Here is a 15,419-nt window from a genome sequence, read left to right on the forward strand (position 1 = left end):
TATCTCGAATAGGTGGAGCGTCATGCGCTCCGGTTTTGCGAGGTGTTACGCCTTGGCGGCGGCCAGTGCAGCCTGCAGGGCTTCCAGATTTGCTTCGGCGTCGAACTCAACGTTCAGCGCCTTCAGCTCGTCGATGACCTTCTGCTTTTCGGCAGCGGCAGCAGCCTCGGCTTCTTCCAGCTTCTTGCGCAGGGTTTCGACTTTGCTGTTGCCAGCGGCATCGATGCCAAGTGCCTTCAGCTTGGCGAGCAGTTCAGCCTTTTCGTCACCGTCGGCGGTAGGCGCCTTGCCATCGACGCTCATGAAGGCGAGACGCGATGCGCCTTTGTGCCCTTCTGGCGTCAGGTCAAGGTCTTGCGTCTCACCAGGAAGAACATAAACAACGCCAGCCGTGGTGTGCACGCCCTGAAGCGCCTTCGAATTGTTGGTCACTTTCATGTCGACCTCCTATCAGGCTGCTGGTGGGGTGATTTCGTCGAGGTACGCCACGGCGCCCGGCAGACGAATCTCGGTGCCGCCGGTACGCGCGATGATGCCGGTCTCGAAACCCATGATGGACTTCTGACGCGGAGCCAGCACGCGGCGCGGCATTGGCAGGTGGAAGCGAACCACCTCCGGATCCTTCCGGTACGCAACCAGGCGACCACCACCATCAGCGGATGCGTTGCGGGCTTCGCGCAAGGGCGCGATGTCCAGAGGCAGGCCGGTTTCGGCGGTGTAGATGTTGTTCTTACGAACGTACTCCAGCACGGTGATCATGCCGTCGCCTACGCCCAAGCGAGCCGTTGCGATGTAGCGGAATGCATCAGGTGGCAGACGCAGCGTGTCAGCCCACTCGACTTCGCCGGTGTTGGTTCGGATCGATCCCAGCACACCGTTGATGTCGGCCATGATCTGATCGACAGTCTTGGCGGACCAGAAAGTGGAGCTGCCGGTACCGGTAGCGGCTGCATCGACGCGGGAAACGTTGCCGTCGTTCAGCAGGCCGGTCCAGCGCTTTTCGGTGCTACCGACGAACGCGATGGAGTTCAGCAGGCGCTCAACCTTGTCAGCGGCGGAATCCGCCTTGGTGCCGCTCAGGTTGATGCCGTACAGCTGTGCCTGGTTCACCTCTTCCAGATTCCATTCCCAGCCAGAGCCGATCATCGCGAAGTCGTGCGATGCCTGATCGTGGGTCGCGGAGTTGAACGGCATGTCGGTGCCGGAGCCGGACAAGAACTTCGCTTCGCCGGCGGTATCGACGGTGAAGAAGGTGGTGCCGATGGCCCACGGTGCGCCCTCGGTCACAACCGGGATGCTTGCCGCATAGTTGAACGCTGGGTAACGGCGCGTGTAGATGCGGGTTTCGATGTTCCGGCCTTGGGCCAGAACAAACGGGAACGCCGACTGAGCGTCTTCAAAGACTTGAGGCATGTTAAGCGCTCCGATGTTTGAGGGAGATTTCGACGATGTCGCCGTTCGCACCAGTGGTGTCGAAGAAGGCGCCCGGGATCAGCACGGCGCCAGCAGCAGCGGTCGTCACGTAACGGTTGGTGGCGGCGACGTAGTACACGTCATCACCAGGTACCACCGCAGCGCCGGCAGTGACATACATCTGGCCGTCGGTCATGAAGGCGCCGGTGAAGTCCTGCGGATAACCGTCGATCAGCGTGGCGCCGGTAGCAACCGGTGGAACCGCAGCGCTCAGCACGGCCAGCCCGAGGAACAGAGTGCCGGTGGCAGCGATCTTGTGATCGTTGCCTGCACCCGCAACGCGGAAGCCCGGTGCCCCGAAGACAATGCCCTCGACGTTCGAGACGGTGCGGCTGATCTTGTTGCACTTCTCTTCGTTGGCGACCAGGCCGGGCACGCCCTTGGCTGGAGCGCTGGTGTAGGTGGTTTGGTAAGTAGCCATTGCTGTGCTCCTTATGCCTTCGGCAGGTGGGCGGTTTGCATGTCGGCAATCATCTGCAGACGCGCTTTTTCCGATTCATCGCCGACGGTCTTGCCGTCCTGCTGAATCATGTGTTTGCGGAACGGGTCGCCTGCCGGATCTTTGGCAGCGTCCTCGACCAAGATCTCGAAGCGCGCGTCGATGTAGGCATCAGCCTTGCCGGCCACGGCCGCATCGCCCAGCTTGGCGACCACGACAGCCTTGCGGATGTCGGCGTCGGTCTTCCCGGTGTAGTCGGCGTCCGCGATCGACTTGGCCTTGCTGATCAGATCAGCGCGGGCGGTGACGCGCTTGTCGATATCGGCATCACTGAGCTGCTTGGCTTTGAGGCCGTCGATCTCGGCGTCCTTCTTGGCCAGCTCGGTATCCTTGGCAGCCAGCGCGGTCGCGTGTGCGTCTTTCAGGCTTTGGGTAGCAGTCGAAGCATCGGCAAGCTTGGTGTTCAGCTTCTCGATGGCTTGGGCGCCTTGCTCGGTGACATCAATGGAGATGCCATCGACAAGGAGTTTCCGCAGTGAATCAGCCATGTCATGGCCTCCTTTGGGGGTGTGTGGTTTATGGTCACCAATGCGAAGGTGCTCGCCACCCCGAGCGCGATGCTCAAGGCTGAGGTGATTCATTTTCATGGGGCCGAGGAAGCAGTCGTACTGCTCGCCATCGGGGGAAACGCCGTCCTGAAACACGACTTCGGCGCCGTAGCCCATGGACAGCTCGCGCTTGCCGGACTCGTAGTCCTCGATCGCCTTGGCGTCCATCAGCACCAGCGGCACCTTGACGAACTGGCCGTCGCGAACAACCTCGCCACCGGTTTGGCCGATCGCGACGTCTTTCCAGTTCCTGGAGTTGACGCCGTCGCCGCCCGGGTGGCCGTTGGTCATTGGCCGGTATGCGTACGAGTGCATCGCGTCAGCGTGGAATACCGCGCTTTCCGGCCGGTACACACGAACGATCGGTTTATCCCGCAGGCCGTGTTCGTTGTCCGGGTCGATCTCGGTACCCAGATAATCCTGAATACCGGTGCGCGCGACTCGGGCCTCGGCCACCAGATAGCCGTCCTCAGTGCGCCGCACTCCCGTGACTGGCACGGAGTCGGTGAAGATCATGGGGCGAGCTCCTCGAAGATCTCAGGACCCAGCTCAATCGCGCCACGGTATGGCTCGACCTTGTCGATATCGACGCTGCCGGGTTCGTAGGTGAAGGTGATGTGGGGCTGATAGTCCGGCCAGTCCCAAGAGGCGCCAGCCTCAACGATGGAGACGTGCCGCCAGGCCAGTTCGGAGCTGTTGAACAGCAGCACCATCGCGCCCTCGCCGAACTTGTCGATCAGCCTTGCGCCACCTGGTGCAATCTTGAGCTGGCCCTTGCCATCGCCCGACCACGACTCGCCGACCTTCATCCAATCCACCGGGTTGCGGCTGTAGGCGACGGTGACGTGCAGGTCAGCATCTGGCACTGTGGATTCGAAGCCCTGCGACTTGGCCCACTCGATGATCTCGCCACCGTTGATGACCTTGCGGGACACATACAGGGAACGAGGCGCGGCGTCAGTGATCGCTTTCTTCGCCACCGGCTGATCCGCAGCGGTGCCCGGCAGGTCGGCGTCGTCATCGTCGTCATCGGGCAGTTCGGCGCCGAACTTCTCGATCGCCGCTTCAAGCCCCGGCATTACGCTCAGCTCGACCAGCAGGTTCACCGCAGCGGTCGAGAGCGCATCCTCAGGGAACAGCCCGGAGTCTTTCAGCGCCTTGATGGTGTCCGCCGTGGTCTTGCCGATATCGGCTCGCTCTTTCGCCGTGGCCTGCCAGAGTGGCGCCCAGGTGTAGTGCACCTCTTTCGGCCGACTGCCGAGCGCGGAGCGGATCAAACCCTCATCCAGCACGCTCATGGCTGGCTTGATCTCCAGCTTCTGGCGTGACGCGACGTTGTCGTAGTAGTTGCGAGTGTTCTCTTCGCCATTGGCGCCGAGCCCCGTCGAGGACTGACCGAACATGCGGGTGCCGGGGATATCGAACGCGCCGGCGACGCCCTGCTCGGTCTTGGCGATCACTTCAGGCAGGTTGCCGAAGCTGGCCGACTTGGAACTGTGCGTCTCTTGCCCGTCGAGGATCAGCGTACCGTTGATGCCCTTGGCCGTGGCAGCAAGACGCAAGCGCTCCAGCAGCAAGCGCTCGTAGTTCTTGTCCTGCATGCTCGACATCAGGTTCGGAATGTTGATGACGTCGATCTTGGCCTCGTAGACCAGGCTGACCACGTTGGCGACCGTCTCGTCGTAGTGACGCACGGCCGGCATGGCCGATAGCAGCACCGAGTCGCCCCAGCCGAAGCCAGTGCCTACGGCAAGCTCAGAGTCTGGATGCGGCACGCCGACGAAGATGACAAGACGCGACGGGTGAATCTCCACCGTAGAGCCCGGCAGCCGGTACGCCTTTGGCTTGCCGAAGCGCGGGCTTTGCGGATCCTGCTCGATCTCCGTGGCGCTGAGTTGGCGGCGAGTCATTACCGTCAGGTACTTGATGCCGCCCTTTCCGACTCGATCCGGCTTCAGCTCTGAAGCCGTGTCACGCTCACCGGTGCCGATGAACACCGCAGCGCCGCCGAACAGTCGGGCCTTCAATAGGGCCTCGAGAATCTTGCCCTTGACGTTGAGGCGATCCTCTTCGGCTTCGAGCAGCTCGATCTGAGCCTTGTCGGCCTGCCAGTTGCGCCAGTTGCGGCACGCATCTACGGCCGGAATACTCACGCCCTTCTGCGCTGTCCACGATCCACGGAATGCGTTCAGCAGTTGCTGGTCGTCCATCACCGGGAGCGCATAGTGCGAGTGCGATGCCTTGTCGCGCGCAGTGCCCAGCCCTGCGACCAGGTTCTGCAGGCTGTCTTTCAGATAAGTGAATGCGCTCATTGGTCGCTCACGTTCGCGAGTGTGTAGCTGCCCGCAATCGGGAAGCGCTGGACAATGAAGTAGCCGAGTGCGTCGACCGGGTCTTCAGTGCCGTCCTTGTTGGGTTCGCCTTTTTCGTCGTAGGCCTGCTGCTCGAGTACCTGCGTACTCACCGGACAGTTATCGGTGTTCACCAGGTAGCGGCGTTTTTGATCGATGTTGAGCATCATGGCGTTCACGGCCAGTACCCGATCGCGAACCGCTGGGTTCGATGGGTTCACCATGACCATAAAGCCGGCGGCGCGGAGCAGACTGTGGTCTGACTCGCTGCCGCTGACGCTCTTGCGGTTCTTGCCGCTGGCGTCCGGGTAAACCGTGATGCTATGGCCCTGATACCGCCGTTTGAGCTCGACGATCATCGCGGGCGTGTCGAACAGGTGCGTGGCCTCTTCCAGCAACAGCGGAAGGCCGTCACGAATGACATGCACCGTCGCGGCCATCCGGTTGATGTTGAAGTCCATGCCGATGTGCAACTGCTCGCCCGGGCGGATCGTCGCGTCGGTGTGGTTCTGCTTTCGGCAGAAGTTCGGGTAGACGCTGCCCGACGTCAGGTTGACGAACAGGCCGTCGATGTATGCGTCCACCAGGTTGGCCGGGTACGACTCACGCAGCGACTTGATGTAGTCCTTCGGCAGATTCTTCGCGTTCTGCCGTGTCGAGGCGTGCACGATGCCGTACAGCGGGCGCTGACTCGGATTGGCGGCAAGCTCCTTGACGAACTTGCGATAGACCCAGTTGAAGCCCTCCGGCGTCGTGGTGACGTCGATGGTGTTCATTGCTCGGGTCGGCCACACGGTGGACATCCGCGCGATGATCTTCTTCCATGCGCTGTCAGCCTTCTTGATCGCCATGCAGTCGATCTCGTCGACCAGTGCATGAGCGATGTTGAAGCCCACGATGCGGTGCGGGTGCTCCATGCTCTTGCAGACGATCGTCGACAGGCACCGGCCTCGGTTGTCGCGCAGGTACACGCGCTTCTTGCTTGGCACGATGTCGGCGAACAGGCCGAAAGCCTCGGCCACCACCGGCATGGTGTCGTAAAAGATGTCCGCGATCTGCGGATAGGTCGGCGCGAAGTAGCCCTGGGGAATGCCGGGATGCTCCAAGGCGTTGATGCACATCCGGACGCAACCCACGAACGTCTTGCCGCTACGGTAGCCGCCGACGAACGCTGAAAACTTCTTGGGGTGACTGATGAACTCGAACTGCGGCTTATTCAGCTTCAGGGTCGCTTGCATCTTCTACCCCGATGATTACTTGCTTGGGCTCGGGCAGGCCCTTATTCGGGTCTTCCAGTTCTCGCTGCAGCTTTTGGATGTTGAGCCGTTTGATCTCGTCGTCCAGCGACTTGTCCGGCTCGACTCGGCGATTGACGTAAGCGTCCCCGACTTCCTTCGCCGCCTGCTCAAGGATCTGCATAGCCAGACCGATGTTCTTCATCGACTCTGCCTTCTCGACGTACCTGCTCATGGCGCGTAGTCGAAAGGCGCGATTGGCGATCGGGATGTCTACCGTCTCCTCCCGGAATCGCTTGCGGGCGTCGTGAAACATTTCCACCCACCGCTTGGCGAGCGTCTTGCTGCATCGTTTGGTTGGGTCGTGCGTCTCCACCTGCTGGCGAGTCACATCGATGTTGAATTCGCGCTTGACGGCCTCTGCCACCTGGGAGGGTGTGTCGAAGCAGGCCAACGCCTGAACGATGAAGGCCTTCACCTCGCTGCTCAGGGCTGCCATAGGATTGGGTTCCGTCTATTGCTGTCTATCCTCAGGCCGACTTGAGCAGACAGGTTCCGCAGGCCCTCGAAATGTTCAATTTCCCCACCTTGGCAGGATTGTTTGCAGCGTCCACCAGCTCTTGCACTTGAGCGCTTGCCCCATAGCGACGCACCACACCGACGAACTCTTCAACGTCGTGTCCGCGCATCTCAAGCTTGGGCAATCCTTCCTGGGTGAACTTGGGTGCGCCGTACTGATCGGTCGCCTGAGCGATGTGGTACAGCTCATGCTCCACCAGTGCGCAGAAGTCAGCGTCTGAGCAATCAGCGCAGTAGTCGGCAGCCAGCGTGATGATGTAAGCCGGCACGTCGCCGAACCAATCCAGCATCTGCTGCTCCATACGGGCCTTCTGCCAACCGCCGGCGCGGAACGCTATCTGCTCAGCCTGGCCGACAACCGTGCGCCCTTTCTTCGTGAAGGCGGCGGACGCCCACATCACGCGAATGTCAGCATCGATCAGATGGGCGTGGTCTGGGTTGTGGATGCTACCGGTGTCGGCGAGGATCTCGGCCTGGATCCACTCCCACACCTCGGGCGCAGGGATTAGGCGAATACCGAAGCTGGAAAGGTCAGACAGCTCGAGCAATGACGCGGGAGGCATTGGCCTTTCCATTCAATCCTCCGTGTCGCGACACAATTTGCACTCTCGCGAAACGTGTCGCGACCTACTTGCTCTGACTGCGCTTGATCTGCGCGTCCACCTGATCTGCGCAGGTGTCGAGCAGGTTGATTGCTTGGTTCTTCAGCTCCCACAGCTGGCCGTTGTCGGCGAGGTCTTCATCAGCAACCCGCTCACAAGGCACCAGCTCAGGGGGCTCGACTCTTACCGCCGCTGTCTTTGTTACCACCGCCGGCTTTCCCGCGCAGGCCGTCAGGCAGAGGCTGAGCAGCCCAATCACGAACAGGCTTGCTGTTGCGCTTGAGTTCTTCAAAGTTCTTCTCCGCCTTTTTGGCTTTGGCCTGACTGGCCTGTAACCGCTTGTTCAGGTCTTTCTGGTAATCGGCGTTGCGCTGGGCTTCGGCGCGGAGTGTGGTGATCGTGGCCTGGCTTTCGAGGTTGGCGTCGACCGCCTTCTTCTTCTCGCTGGCTTCGAATGCCACCTCCCCGCGTAGGGCGACGACTCGCGACTGTTGAATCCCAACGAGGAGCATGCCTACCAGGGCGATGATGATTGCTGCAGCGAAGGCCTTCATGCGGCATCCGCCTTGCGACCGAGGAAGCGGGTCACCAGCTCGCGAATGGCTGTCACGCCGAGGAACCCGATAGTCCCTCCGGCGGCGATCGATAGGCTTGAAGGCCAGGCCATCCACTCAATAACGCTGGACGCGACCAAGCTCAGCGATCCGCAGATCAGCGCCTCGAAAATGATCCGGCGCACGCTGGTTTCTTTTCCGTCGTAGATGACGCGAAGCAAGCAAACGGTGATGGCCATGATGACGCCCGCCATTAGCGGATTGCTCAACGCCAGCCAGAGCTTGGCCCATGTGTCTGGCTTGTCAGGCATGTTTGGCATCCGGGTTGCCTCCCCCATGGGGAGATTGATAAATCCGGCGTCCGCTGCACTCCCAGCTCGGGGCTATGGGTGTGGGGAGCCGAAAACGAAAAAGCCCCATCGAATGCTGAGGCCCTGAATAGGTGCGCTCGTCTTTCCGAGCTGTCGGCCAAAGACTATCCCAGCGTCGACGCCCCTTTGCATCGATCTCGCTGATCCAGTCTCGCGCCACTCCACAAGCATGTGAGGTCAGAGTGCGCGGGCTGCCGGCGTTGATCCGTGCGTCGCACTATCCGGCTATCGACGTCCAGGCCTTCCCGAAGGCTGCCCTGGCTACAGGTAAATCAGAAAGCTGGCGAGATATCGAAGTAGTAGTCCTTCCCTTCTTCGAAATGCTCGGCGCGGTCCGCAGCCACGTTTACGACGTATTCGCCGTAGGGTGTGTACTTGCCATAGATCGCGTCTTCTTCCGCCGGATTGGCCGACCACACCGCACCGAAGTGCAGGCGCGTCAGTGATTCCGTCGAGCCCTGAACAGGCCCTTTGGAGCGGAGAGTCATTTTGCAGCGGGTGATGTGGGTCATCGGTAGATCCTCGAACGTCGATTGAGCAGGAGGGTCTTTCCGGTCTTTCGCCTGCATTTGGGCAATAAAAAACCCGGCGCGGTGGCCGGGTTTCGTTTGTCACTCCTCGATACGCGCAGGAATGACAGGATGGGATTAATTTCGCTCATTCGCTCACTGATGTCAACAGGCAATCACGCCGCTTGTTCAATCAGCAAACCTTCGCCTCCGAGAATGTCGGCGGCGTGTGCCAGCGCCTCGTTCACCAGGTCATCAGCTGCCTTGCCGATATCCTGACGCCAGCGGCGGCGAGTTGACTCCGGCGTGCCGTCGTTATCCCAGGTGTTCATGTCGTAAAAACTGTCCTTGAGCACGATCATGTCGGCCGATCGGGAGCTGTCACGCTTGACCTTCGCCTGGCCGGCCGCCAGCGCAGCCTTCACCACAGCCTCACGGCGCCACTCTGGCGCATCGATCGGGATCTCGACGGATACGGACGTCGCCACCTTCGGTCGCGCGCCCTTCAGCTGCGGGATAGCCCAGGCAGTGGTCGCCTTGAACAGGAACAGCTTCGGCGCCGGCGTGTTGATCTGGACCTGCATTGCCGCAATGGCTTGCACCTTGCGTCCCTTGTGGGTGCTGTACTTCGCCACCAGCGCATCCCAATGCTTCTGCTCGAGTGCGCTGTGCAGCCGCGCGGATACCCAGCAATCAACCTGAGTGCGGTCGATGTTGTCGGCACCACGGGAACGGACCAGAGTCGCCAGATCGCCGCCCTCATCTTCGTCGGCAGAGTTGTACAGCTTCTGCCACGCCTGCTTGCTGGTGTTGTCGATCGCCTCAGCCGCGAGGGCCGAGACAACTGCGTTCAGAACACTTGGATAGATCATGCTGCAGCCCTCTTCAGTTCGCGGGTCTTGGCCCGGTAGTCGGCGGTGATCGCCTTGAGTTCTTCTACGGTGTGCTTGCGCGGTTCGTGGTCTGCTTCGAGCGCTTCAACAGCCTCCAGACCGATGCGGGCAATCAAACCGGTGCGGAATCCTTGCGAAACCGTCTGGCCCTTTCTGGCGTACTTGGATGACCCGGCATTGCAGCTCTTACACTGCAACCAGATGTTGTTCGGCACCAGCCGCAGCTCGGGCCGTGCGCCCTTGCCAAGGAAGTGGCCGGCATCGAACGCACCTCCAGTCTTCCAGCCCTGCGCCGCCAGAATCGATTCCTGCGACTCGCCGCAGCTCATGCAACCGCTGCCGATGCTCAGCTCATAGGTGCGCCGATAGTCGCGCACAGCCTTCTCGGCATCCTTGAGGTGATCGCCGCGACTTTTCAGGGCCTCTTTGCGGACCTTGATCTCGCGGCGACCGAGCTGGGCGATCGCCTTACTGGCTCTCTCGCTATTCGCCGGCGCAATGGCCAGCGCACACTTCGGACTGCAAACCGCTTGCCCCAAGCGCTGCGGCTGGAAGCTGATGCCGCACGCTGGGTTCTTGCACTTCTTCGGCCTCGCAGCCTTCCTCTCGTTGAGGGCTACGCGCATGGCTCAGCCTCCTTGGCTTTCTGCTGCTCGGGCTCAAAGTCGCCGCGCAGTGGCATGAGGTTCTTTTCGTGCTTGATGGCGAGGCAATCCTTAAAACTGCACAGCCATCCTCCCAATCCGGAAGCAGGCCTGAACTGATATGTTTTCCCCGAAGTAGGCGACACAACCACCTCGTCCGGCTGCACGAAGCGGATGATCTCGGCCGTTTCGCCCAAATGGCCTCCCGCAATCACCAGCGCCAGATCGCCCGGCTTGAAGTTATTGGTCATAGCGGCCGTCCCAGTGATCAGTTGCGCTCCACTTCACGTCATGCTCGGCGCCGAAGGCATGCATCAGCTCGAACAGATCGCTGAACCACTTCTGCGACTGCTTGCGGGTCGATACGGCCATCACCACGAAGCCACCGTCGAGGCCTGGCTCTGCGCGCTGCTTCTCCAGCGAGGCACTGAAAAGGCACTTCCAGTCTTCACTGGTCAGTTTCTTGCCGTGCCAGATCACTTGCTCGGATACGTCCTTGAGCATTGCCCACATCTTGCGGTTGCAGATGTCCGGGCGTTTCTCGTCGCGGATCACCACCACCTTCGGCTTGGTCAGATCGATAGCGTGCAGGGCGCCGGCGAGGCGGTTGATATCGCTTCGGTCGCGGATTGTGTATTCAGGGTTCATGGCTGCCCTCCGACACGCATGGCGGCACAGATAGCTATGTCGAGCTCGCTGTCGCTGGGCACTGAGGCGCCAAGCAAGCAGCGAACCGTTTCGAGGCGAATCTGATGTTTTTCCGCGATAGAACGCAGCACCTCGTTCTCGGCCTTTAGCCGGTCGCGCTCGCTGGAAACATCAATCAACTTGGCTGCATTGCAATCGCATTGGCCACGCCATTCGCCGACCATGTCATGCACGTCACCTGTGTCTCCGCAATTCCAGCAGGACGGCCCGTGCTTCCAAACCTCAAGCTCTTGCGCAAGGTCACGCTCGGTTGTGCTCTGCAATGTCTTCAGCCGCTCGTTCTCTGCCAGCAGCTCCAGCGCCACCTCCTCCACGGTCTTCTCCCCGAGGAATTCCTGCAGCGCCTCAGTGTTGCGCTTCCAGTCTGCGCAGTCGGCACGGAATGACGCGGCTTCGGCCCACAGCAGCTTCTGGAGTTTTTGTTTGTCGATGGTCATGTCAGAAACCCTCTTTGCCGCGTTGCGATTCCCAATCGAACGGGACCACGATCATTCCGCCCTCACGCAGGCGGTCGACACAGCGGTCACCCATGGCGGCCGGCAACTGGCTGGCTTCGAGGTTAGAGATCACCACCGTCGGGCGCTCCTGCTCGTACCGGCCATTGATGATTGCGAACAGGGTCGTCAGCTCGAAGTCGCTCGGCTGCTCCTTGCTCACGCCTACCTCATCCAGCACCAGCAGATCGGGGTCGATCAGGCTCGAAAGAATCTCGGCCTCGCTGCGTTCGCTGTGCTTGTCGTACGTGGAGCGGATCGCCTGAAGGATTGCGCCGACAGTGCGGTACACGGCCGTGCGCGACGTGTTGTGCAGCAGCTCGTTGGCCATGCCGGCGCCGAGGTGCGTCTTCCCGGTACCGGGCTTGCCGATCAGCACCATGCAGCGACCGGTCTTCAGGATCTCGTCGAAGATCTGGACGTAGTGCTGGCAGAACCGGAGGGCTTTGCGCTGGCCGTCGTTCTCAGCCTGGTAGTTGCCCAGAGTGCGAGTGGTAAAGCGTTTCGGGATCAGCGCATCGCCCAGCTTGCGAGCGAGGGACATGCGCAACTCCATCGCCTTGTTGGCCTGCTCAGCGGCTTCGGACTTCTCGCGGGAGATCCGAGTGCACTCAGGGCAGTTGCTCTTCAGCTCGCGACCCAGCACGGCATAAACCTTCTGCTCGTACGCGCCGTGGGTTTCGCACTCGGCTGGCTGAATGCGGGTGCCCGGCGGCAGTTCCGGGGTTGATTGGACTGGCTCAGAGCGCATAGCTGCCGTCCTCCCGTTGTATCAGGCCGGCGTGATAGTCGCGTTCAGCGAAGCCGGTGTGGCGGGATTGCGGGAACGGGTGCACGTTGCTGGCGACCTTGTCCGGGAAGATGCCTGTCCAGCCGTTGGAGATCGAGGTGGCGAGCACCTGATCCGGCGCGGCATGGCCCAGTAAGGCCTTGGCCTGCTGCTCACAGCTCTTGGCGGTCAGCGGCTTGCGGATTTCCTTGCGGTGCTGGCACCAGTCGGCCCAAGCCTTTTCGGACACGTTCTCAGGCTTGGCAGCGAGCGGATCGAATTTGGCAGACTTCGCCGGTGCGCCAGCACCATGCTTTTGATCTTGCTCTTTCTTCTCTTCTCTTCTCTTCTCTTCTCTGGTCCGCGTTTTGTCCGCATCGCTTGCGGACACATTGCGGACAGAGTTGTTTTTGCGGTCGTTACGCTTACGCTCGCTGTCGTTGGCTCGACGCTTTGCACTGGCACCGTTGTGCTCGTCAAAGCGAGGCATTACAAGGCTTCCGTCTTCCTGCACGGACGCCCATTCCACCTCGATCATGGCCTGGGTAAAGCCCGGCCAGCCAACCACTGCGTCCATCGCATCGACGCTGTAACCGTGCAGCACACCGTCGTCGGAATGGGTGTCGAAGATGCTCCACGCAATGTGCAGTCCGCCAATGATCCGAAGTCTGTCCGCTTTCAATGCGGACACCATGCGGAACACTTTCGGATGCGTCTGAAGGTCGATTCGCATTTTGATCCAGTCTCCGGCCATTACTTGCTGCCTTTGCCGACGATGCCGGCGAGCTCGAGGAAGCGATCGACATACCAGTGAGGCTGCGTCTCGCGCGGGGATTGAGGGCTGGTGAGGTTCTTGCCGTACTTGAGGCCTTTTTCAGTCACGGACCAGAAGTCGACCATCTCGTGTTTGGAGTTCTTACGCTGGAGTTGCTTGAGGAAGCCGTGGTCGGCCAGCGCACGATTGAAAGCCGCCGGGGCGCAGCGGATGCCGCAGTCCTTCAGCAGCGCTGTGGCAGACTTTGTAGGCATTGAGGAGCCGCCGGTGGCATCGGGCGCGGCGTCGATTGCGTAGCCTGGGAGGAAACTCGACTCCAGGCCGTTGTTCTTTGCGATCTGTGCAAGCATCAGCACCTGGCTGGACGGCGCGGGCTTCAGCAGGCGCGTGAAGCATTCGAGAATTGCCAGTTCCCCCACTACCTTCGTGCCGTTGGCGAGAACAGCTTGGCGGGCGCCATCCTGCTGCTCCAGTTCACGCCAGCGGCGAATCACCTTCATCCGCATTGGCGCGCTGTAGCCGGTAAGCAGGCAATCGGTGTGTTCGCGGTCCAGCAGATACTCGACTTGTTCGCGGTTTTGGCCGTCCAAGTAGATGTGCTCAAAACTGAGTGCATCTGCCTTGAGCTCTTTGAGCATTGCGAGAATGTCCCGCTTGACGTTCGCGTGACGCTTGCCGGTGACGTTGGCGATCTCGCGAGAAGACATAGTGTGTCGCGACACGTTTTCGGAATTATAAAAAGGTGTCGCGGGCTTTTTGAGGGCCTGTACATCATGGTTAGAGGTATGCATAATTCGCCTCACAGATGCTTTTGTTGTATGCAGTAGAAGAAACCACCGGGCCTGGTGGTTTTTTTTCGCCTGCGATTTGGGTTTTGTCATTCGGGGACTTCATCAGCCCCTCCTTTTTCAGTCCCTATTACGGGACCTTGCTGGGCTCGCCTTGCGGTTGGTAGATGCCGGAGTTTTCCGGCGCCTTTTGGCCTGGTCTTCTCGAAAAAGCGCTCCGTTCCAAGCTTTGCGGCATAGTCGTCAGGCGTCATTCCTGCGGCCTTTGCCAACCTTTCAAGCTTTTCGTAGAGGCGCCCATCGATCCCATGGCAGATCGTGGTTTCAGGCACATAGCCTCCTTCAGGGCCTTCAGGCCTGCATGTGTTTACCGTTAGCATCCATCTCGACGATGCTCTCCAGCTTTTCCTCAACGCACATGCGCACGAATACAGCGGGCTGCAGCTTGTGAAGACGCGCTACGGCTCTTAATGCCTCGTAGGTTTCATCGTCGTAGCGGGATTTGATTTCCCGATCCTTCAGGTGACGGCTGTCGTCGTAGGCCATAGGGGTCTTGCTCCTGGGTGAATGGAAAATGGTTATGCGGCTTTACTGGATTCGTTGGGGTACAGGTCGGGGCGCAAGTCATGGCGGGATACGCCGGTTGCTTGCTCGACGGGAATTACACGCTCGGCCGGAACCCGGCCGGTGGCGCACCAGCGCTGTACGTTTTGTGGCGTACAGCCAAGGACGCGAGCGAGGGCCGACTGGCCGCCTGCTGCCTTAGCTGCACGCTCTGCTGCGTTCTGTTCCATAGCGTCCTCGTTAAACTGGTAATTACAACGCAAAGTTACAGCTTTTGAATCGCGACTACAAGTGAGAATTGCAATGCTAGCTACAAGTTCGAGTTGTATTCTCGCGGCCATGACTACTACCTCTTCCCGAATCGCTGCAGCCCGCGAGGCTGCTGGGCTGAATCAGTCCGAGCTGGCGCGCAAGCTCGAAGTGAGCCCGCAATCCGTCCAAGCTTGGGAATCCGGGCGAACGGTCCCGAGAAATCCAAAGATCAAAATGCTGAGTGACGTGCTTGGGGTTTCGGTTGCCTACCTGATGGGCGAGGCTGGCCCGCTCGAAAGCCAGAGTCGGACTGCCGACACTTCATTGAGCTCAATCGAAACGTGGGATGACGAAACGCCTCTCGGTGACGACGAGGTCTACGTCCCCTTCCTCAAGGAAGTCGAGCTGGCGGCGGGCACTGGGCGATTCGCGATTGAAGAAAGCGACAGCGCGAGGCTTCGCTTCTTCAAGAAGGATTTGCGCAACAACGGCGTTCAATTCAGCAACGCCAAGTGCGTGACGGTGAGCGGCAATAGCATGATGCCGGTGCTTCGGGATGGCGCCACAGTGGGCGTGAACATGGGCAAAAACTCGCTCGGCGATATCGTCGACGGCGAGATGTACGCGCTGAACCACAACGGTCAGCTTCGTGTGAAGCAAGTTTACCGGACTCCCACAGGCATCAAACTACGCAGCTTCAACCACGACGAACACCCGGACGAGAACTACACCTTCGAGCAGATCCAGGAGCAGCAGATAGCGATTCTTGGGCATGTTTTTTGGTGGGCGATGTACTCTCGCGCGAATTGAA

The 15,419-nt window shown here is 60.3% G+C and carries 24 protein-coding genes; 1 reads left to right on the forward strand and 23 read right to left on the reverse strand.

Annotated elements, in window-relative coordinates; translation table 11 throughout:
* Positions 1 to 45: 45 nt before the first annotated feature.
* The 23 genes from AB4N41_RS25900 to AB4N41_RS26010 form a co-directional block, all read right to left on the reverse strand.
* Positions 46 to 438, reverse strand: coding sequence for a hypothetical protein (locus tag AB4N41_RS25900; protein ID WP_339100219.1), 393 nt, complete (start codon positions 436 to 438; stop codon positions 46 to 48).
* Positions 439 to 450: 12 nt separating this feature from the next.
* Entirely contained in the window at positions 451 to 1,413 is a 963-nt protein-coding gene (locus AB4N41_RS25905; protein ID WP_106119925.1) for a DUF2184 domain-containing protein, read from the reverse strand.
* A gap of 1 nt (position 1,414) precedes the next feature.
* Positions 1,415 to 1,894, reverse strand: a complete 480-nt coding sequence (locus AB4N41_RS25910; protein WP_460138215.1) for a structural cement protein Gp24 — start codon at positions 1,892 to 1,894, stop codon at positions 1,415 to 1,417.
* 11 nt (positions 1,895 to 1,905) lie between these two features.
* Positions 1,906 to 3,036, reverse strand: a complete 1,131-nt coding sequence (locus AB4N41_RS25915; RefSeq protein ID WP_460138216.1) for a DUF2213 domain-containing protein — start codon at positions 3,034 to 3,036, stop codon at positions 1,906 to 1,908.
* Positions 3,033 to 4,832 carry an anti-CBASS protein Acb1 family protein gene (locus AB4N41_RS25920; protein ID WP_460138217.1) on the reverse strand — a complete coding sequence of 600 codons (1,800 nt, stop codon included), beginning with the start codon at positions 4,830 to 4,832 and terminating at the stop codon, positions 3,033 to 3,035. Before AB4N41_RS25920 ends, AB4N41_RS25915 begins: the two co-directional genes overlap by 4 nt.
* Entirely contained in the window at positions 4,829 to 6,109 is a 1,281-nt protein-coding gene (locus AB4N41_RS25925; protein WP_460138218.1) for a terminase large subunit domain-containing protein, read from the reverse strand. Before AB4N41_RS25925 ends, AB4N41_RS25920 begins: the two co-directional genes overlap by 4 nt.
* Entirely contained in the window at positions 6,084 to 6,605 is a 522-nt protein-coding gene (locus AB4N41_RS25930) for a DUF2280 domain-containing protein (protein ID WP_115148299.1), read from the reverse strand. Before AB4N41_RS25930 ends, AB4N41_RS25925 begins: the two co-directional genes overlap by 26 nt.
* A 31-nt stretch (positions 6,606 to 6,636) precedes the next feature.
* Positions 6,637 to 7,260, reverse strand: coding sequence for a putative metallopeptidase (locus tag AB4N41_RS25935; RefSeq protein WP_460138219.1), 624 nt, complete (start codon positions 7,258 to 7,260; stop codon positions 6,637 to 6,639).
* Between the two features lie 52 nt (positions 7,261 to 7,312).
* Complete coding sequence (locus AB4N41_RS25940) at positions 7,313 to 7,495, reverse strand: hypothetical protein (RefSeq protein WP_047297581.1); 183 nt, start codon at positions 7,493 to 7,495, stop codon at positions 7,313 to 7,315.
* A complete protein-coding gene (locus tag AB4N41_RS25945) occupies positions 7,455 to 7,841 on the reverse strand; it encodes a hypothetical protein (RefSeq protein ID WP_460138220.1) in 387 nt (128 codons plus the stop codon). Before AB4N41_RS25945 ends, AB4N41_RS25940 begins: the two co-directional genes overlap by 41 nt.
* Positions 7,838 to 8,161, reverse strand: a complete 324-nt coding sequence (locus tag AB4N41_RS25950) for a phage holin, lambda family (RefSeq protein WP_038861473.1) — start codon at positions 8,159 to 8,161, stop codon at positions 7,838 to 7,840. The genes AB4N41_RS25945 and AB4N41_RS25950 overlap by 4 nt, the downstream gene beginning before the upstream one ends.
* Before the next feature lie 323 nt (positions 8,162 to 8,484).
* Positions 8,485 to 8,724, reverse strand: coding sequence for a hypothetical protein (locus AB4N41_RS25955; protein WP_157284026.1), 240 nt, complete (start codon positions 8,722 to 8,724; stop codon positions 8,485 to 8,487).
* A gap of 173 nt (positions 8,725 to 8,897) precedes the next feature.
* Complete coding sequence (locus tag AB4N41_RS25960) at positions 8,898 to 9,593, reverse strand: hypothetical protein (protein ID WP_460138221.1); 696 nt, start codon at positions 9,591 to 9,593, stop codon at positions 8,898 to 8,900.
* Positions 9,590 to 10,240, reverse strand: coding sequence for a recombination protein NinG (locus tag AB4N41_RS25965; RefSeq protein ID WP_460138222.1), 651 nt, complete (start codon positions 10,238 to 10,240; stop codon positions 9,590 to 9,592). The genes AB4N41_RS25960 and AB4N41_RS25965 overlap by 4 nt, the downstream gene beginning before the upstream one ends.
* A complete protein-coding gene (locus AB4N41_RS25970) occupies positions 10,231 to 10,509 on the reverse strand; it encodes a KOW domain-containing RNA-binding protein (protein ID WP_460138223.1) in 279 nt (92 codons plus the stop codon). Before AB4N41_RS25970 ends, AB4N41_RS25965 begins: the two co-directional genes overlap by 10 nt.
* Positions 10,499 to 10,906 (reverse strand): recombination protein NinB, encoded by a 408-nt coding sequence (locus tag AB4N41_RS25975; protein WP_460138224.1) that lies wholly within the window; start codon positions 10,904 to 10,906, stop codon positions 10,499 to 10,501. Before AB4N41_RS25975 ends, AB4N41_RS25970 begins: the two co-directional genes overlap by 11 nt.
* Complete coding sequence (locus AB4N41_RS25980) at positions 10,903 to 11,403, reverse strand: hypothetical protein (protein WP_460138225.1); 501 nt, start codon at positions 11,401 to 11,403, stop codon at positions 10,903 to 10,905. The genes AB4N41_RS25975 and AB4N41_RS25980 overlap by 4 nt, the downstream gene beginning before the upstream one ends.
* Position 11,404: 1 nt before the next feature.
* Positions 11,405 to 12,211 carry an ATP-binding protein gene (locus AB4N41_RS25985; protein ID WP_460138226.1) on the reverse strand — a complete coding sequence of 269 codons (807 nt, stop codon included), beginning with the start codon at positions 12,209 to 12,211 and terminating at the stop codon, positions 11,405 to 11,407.
* Positions 12,201 to 12,983 carry a Pyocin large subunit-like protein gene (locus tag AB4N41_RS25990; protein ID WP_460138227.1) on the reverse strand — a complete coding sequence of 261 codons (783 nt, stop codon included), beginning with the start codon at positions 12,981 to 12,983 and terminating at the stop codon, positions 12,201 to 12,203. Before AB4N41_RS25990 ends, AB4N41_RS25985 begins: the two co-directional genes overlap by 11 nt.
* Complete coding sequence (locus tag AB4N41_RS25995; RefSeq protein WP_460138422.1) at positions 12,983 to 13,711, reverse strand: Rha family transcriptional regulator; 729 nt, start codon at positions 13,709 to 13,711, stop codon at positions 12,983 to 12,985. The genes AB4N41_RS25990 and AB4N41_RS25995 overlap by 1 nt, the downstream gene beginning before the upstream one ends.
* Before the next feature lie 170 nt (positions 13,712 to 13,881).
* Positions 13,882 to 14,124, reverse strand: a complete 243-nt coding sequence (locus AB4N41_RS26000; protein WP_460138228.1) for a hypothetical protein — start codon at positions 14,122 to 14,124, stop codon at positions 13,882 to 13,884.
* Between the two features lie 19 nt (positions 14,125 to 14,143).
* Positions 14,144 to 14,338 (reverse strand): hypothetical protein, encoded by a 195-nt coding sequence (locus AB4N41_RS26005; protein WP_353187460.1) that lies wholly within the window; start codon positions 14,336 to 14,338, stop codon positions 14,144 to 14,146.
* 32 nt (positions 14,339 to 14,370) lie between these two features.
* The gene (locus AB4N41_RS26010) at positions 14,371 to 14,697 is read right to left on the reverse strand and encodes a YdaS family helix-turn-helix protein (protein WP_460138229.1); all 327 of its coding nucleotides are present in this window, start codon (positions 14,695 to 14,697) and stop codon (positions 14,371 to 14,373) included.
* Here AB4N41_RS26010 and AB4N41_RS26015 point away from each other — a divergent pair.
* Positions 14,696 to 15,418 (forward strand): XRE family transcriptional regulator, encoded by a 723-nt coding sequence (locus AB4N41_RS26015; RefSeq protein WP_460138230.1) that lies wholly within the window; start codon positions 14,696 to 14,698, stop codon positions 15,416 to 15,418. The genes AB4N41_RS26010 and AB4N41_RS26015 overlap by 2 nt on opposite strands.
* Position 15,419: the final 1 nt, after the last annotated feature.

Source organism: Pseudomonas sp. S2_A10 (genome assembly GCF_054668465.1).

Excerpts from the sequence above, each read along its gene's own strand:
- AB4N41_RS26015 (WP_460138230.1), top strand. The coding sequence starts at position 14,696 with ATGACTACTACCTCTTCCCGAATCGCTGCAGCCCGCGAGGCTGCTGGG.
- AB4N41_RS25925 (WP_460138218.1), bottom strand. The coding sequence starts at position 6,109 with ATGCAAGCGACCCTGAAGCTGAATAAGCCGCAGTTCGAGTTCATCAGT.
- AB4N41_RS25915 (WP_460138216.1), bottom strand. The coding sequence starts at position 3,036 with ATGATCTTCACCGACTCCGTGCCAGTCACGGGAGTGCGGCGCACTGAG.
- AB4N41_RS25945 (WP_460138220.1), bottom strand. The coding sequence starts at position 7,841 with ATGAAGGCCTTCGCTGCAGCAATCATCATCGCCCTGGTAGGCATGCTC.
- AB4N41_RS25910 (WP_460138215.1), bottom strand. The coding sequence starts at position 1,894 with ATGGCTACTTACCAAACCACCTACACCAGCGCTCCAGCCAAGGGCGTG.
- AB4N41_RS25905 (WP_106119925.1), bottom strand. The coding sequence starts at position 1,413 with ATGCCTCAAGTCTTTGAAGACGCTCAGTCGGCGTTCCCGTTTGTTCTG.
- AB4N41_RS25970 (WP_460138223.1), bottom strand. The coding sequence starts at position 10,509 with ATGACCAATAACTTCAAGCCGGGCGATCTGGCGCTGGTGATTGCGGGA.
- AB4N41_RS25900 (WP_339100219.1), bottom strand. The coding sequence starts at position 438 with ATGAAAGTGACCAACAATTCGAAGGCGCTTCAGGGCGTGCACACCACG.
- AB4N41_RS25920 (WP_460138217.1), bottom strand. The coding sequence starts at position 4,832 with ATGAGCGCATTCACTTATCTGAAAGACAGCCTGCAGAACCTGGTCGCA.
- AB4N41_RS25935 (WP_460138219.1), bottom strand. The coding sequence starts at position 7,260 with ATGGAAAGGCCAATGCCTCCCGCGTCATTGCTCGAGCTGTCTGACCTT.
- AB4N41_RS25930 (WP_115148299.1), bottom strand. The coding sequence starts at position 6,605 with ATGGCAGCCCTGAGCAGCGAGGTGAAGGCCTTCATCGTTCAGGCGTTG.
- AB4N41_RS25950 (WP_038861473.1), bottom strand. The coding sequence starts at position 8,161 with ATGCCAAACATGCCTGACAAGCCAGACACATGGGCCAAGCTCTGGCTG.
- AB4N41_RS25995 (WP_460138422.1), bottom strand. The coding sequence starts at position 13,711 with ATGTCTTCTCGCGAGATCGCCAACGTCACCGGCAAGCGTCACGCGAAC.
- AB4N41_RS25980 (WP_460138225.1), bottom strand. The coding sequence starts at position 11,403 with ATGACCATCGACAAACAAAAACTCCAGAAGCTGCTGTGGGCCGAAGCC.
- AB4N41_RS25955 (WP_157284026.1), bottom strand. The coding sequence starts at position 8,724 with ATGACCCACATCACCCGCTGCAAAATGACTCTCCGCTCCAAAGGGCCT.
- AB4N41_RS25990 (WP_460138227.1), bottom strand. The coding sequence starts at position 12,983 with ATGGCCGGAGACTGGATCAAAATGCGAATCGACCTTCAGACGCATCCG.
- AB4N41_RS26005 (WP_353187460.1), bottom strand. The coding sequence starts at position 14,338 with ATGGCCTACGACGACAGCCGTCACCTGAAGGATCGGGAAATCAAATCC.
- AB4N41_RS26010 (WP_460138229.1), bottom strand. The coding sequence starts at position 14,697 with ATGGCCGCGAGAATACAACTCGAACTTGTAGCTAGCATTGCAATTCTC.
- AB4N41_RS25985 (WP_460138226.1), bottom strand. The coding sequence starts at position 12,211 with ATGCGCTCTGAGCCAGTCCAATCAACCCCGGAACTGCCGCCGGGCACC.
- AB4N41_RS25965 (WP_460138222.1), bottom strand. The coding sequence starts at position 10,240 with ATGCGCGTAGCCCTCAACGAGAGGAAGGCTGCGAGGCCGAAGAAGTGC.
- AB4N41_RS25975 (WP_460138224.1), bottom strand. The coding sequence starts at position 10,906 with ATGAACCCTGAATACACAATCCGCGACCGAAGCGATATCAACCGCCTC.
- AB4N41_RS25960 (WP_460138221.1), bottom strand. The coding sequence starts at position 9,593 with ATGATCTATCCAAGTGTTCTGAACGCAGTTGTCTCGGCCCTCGCGGCT.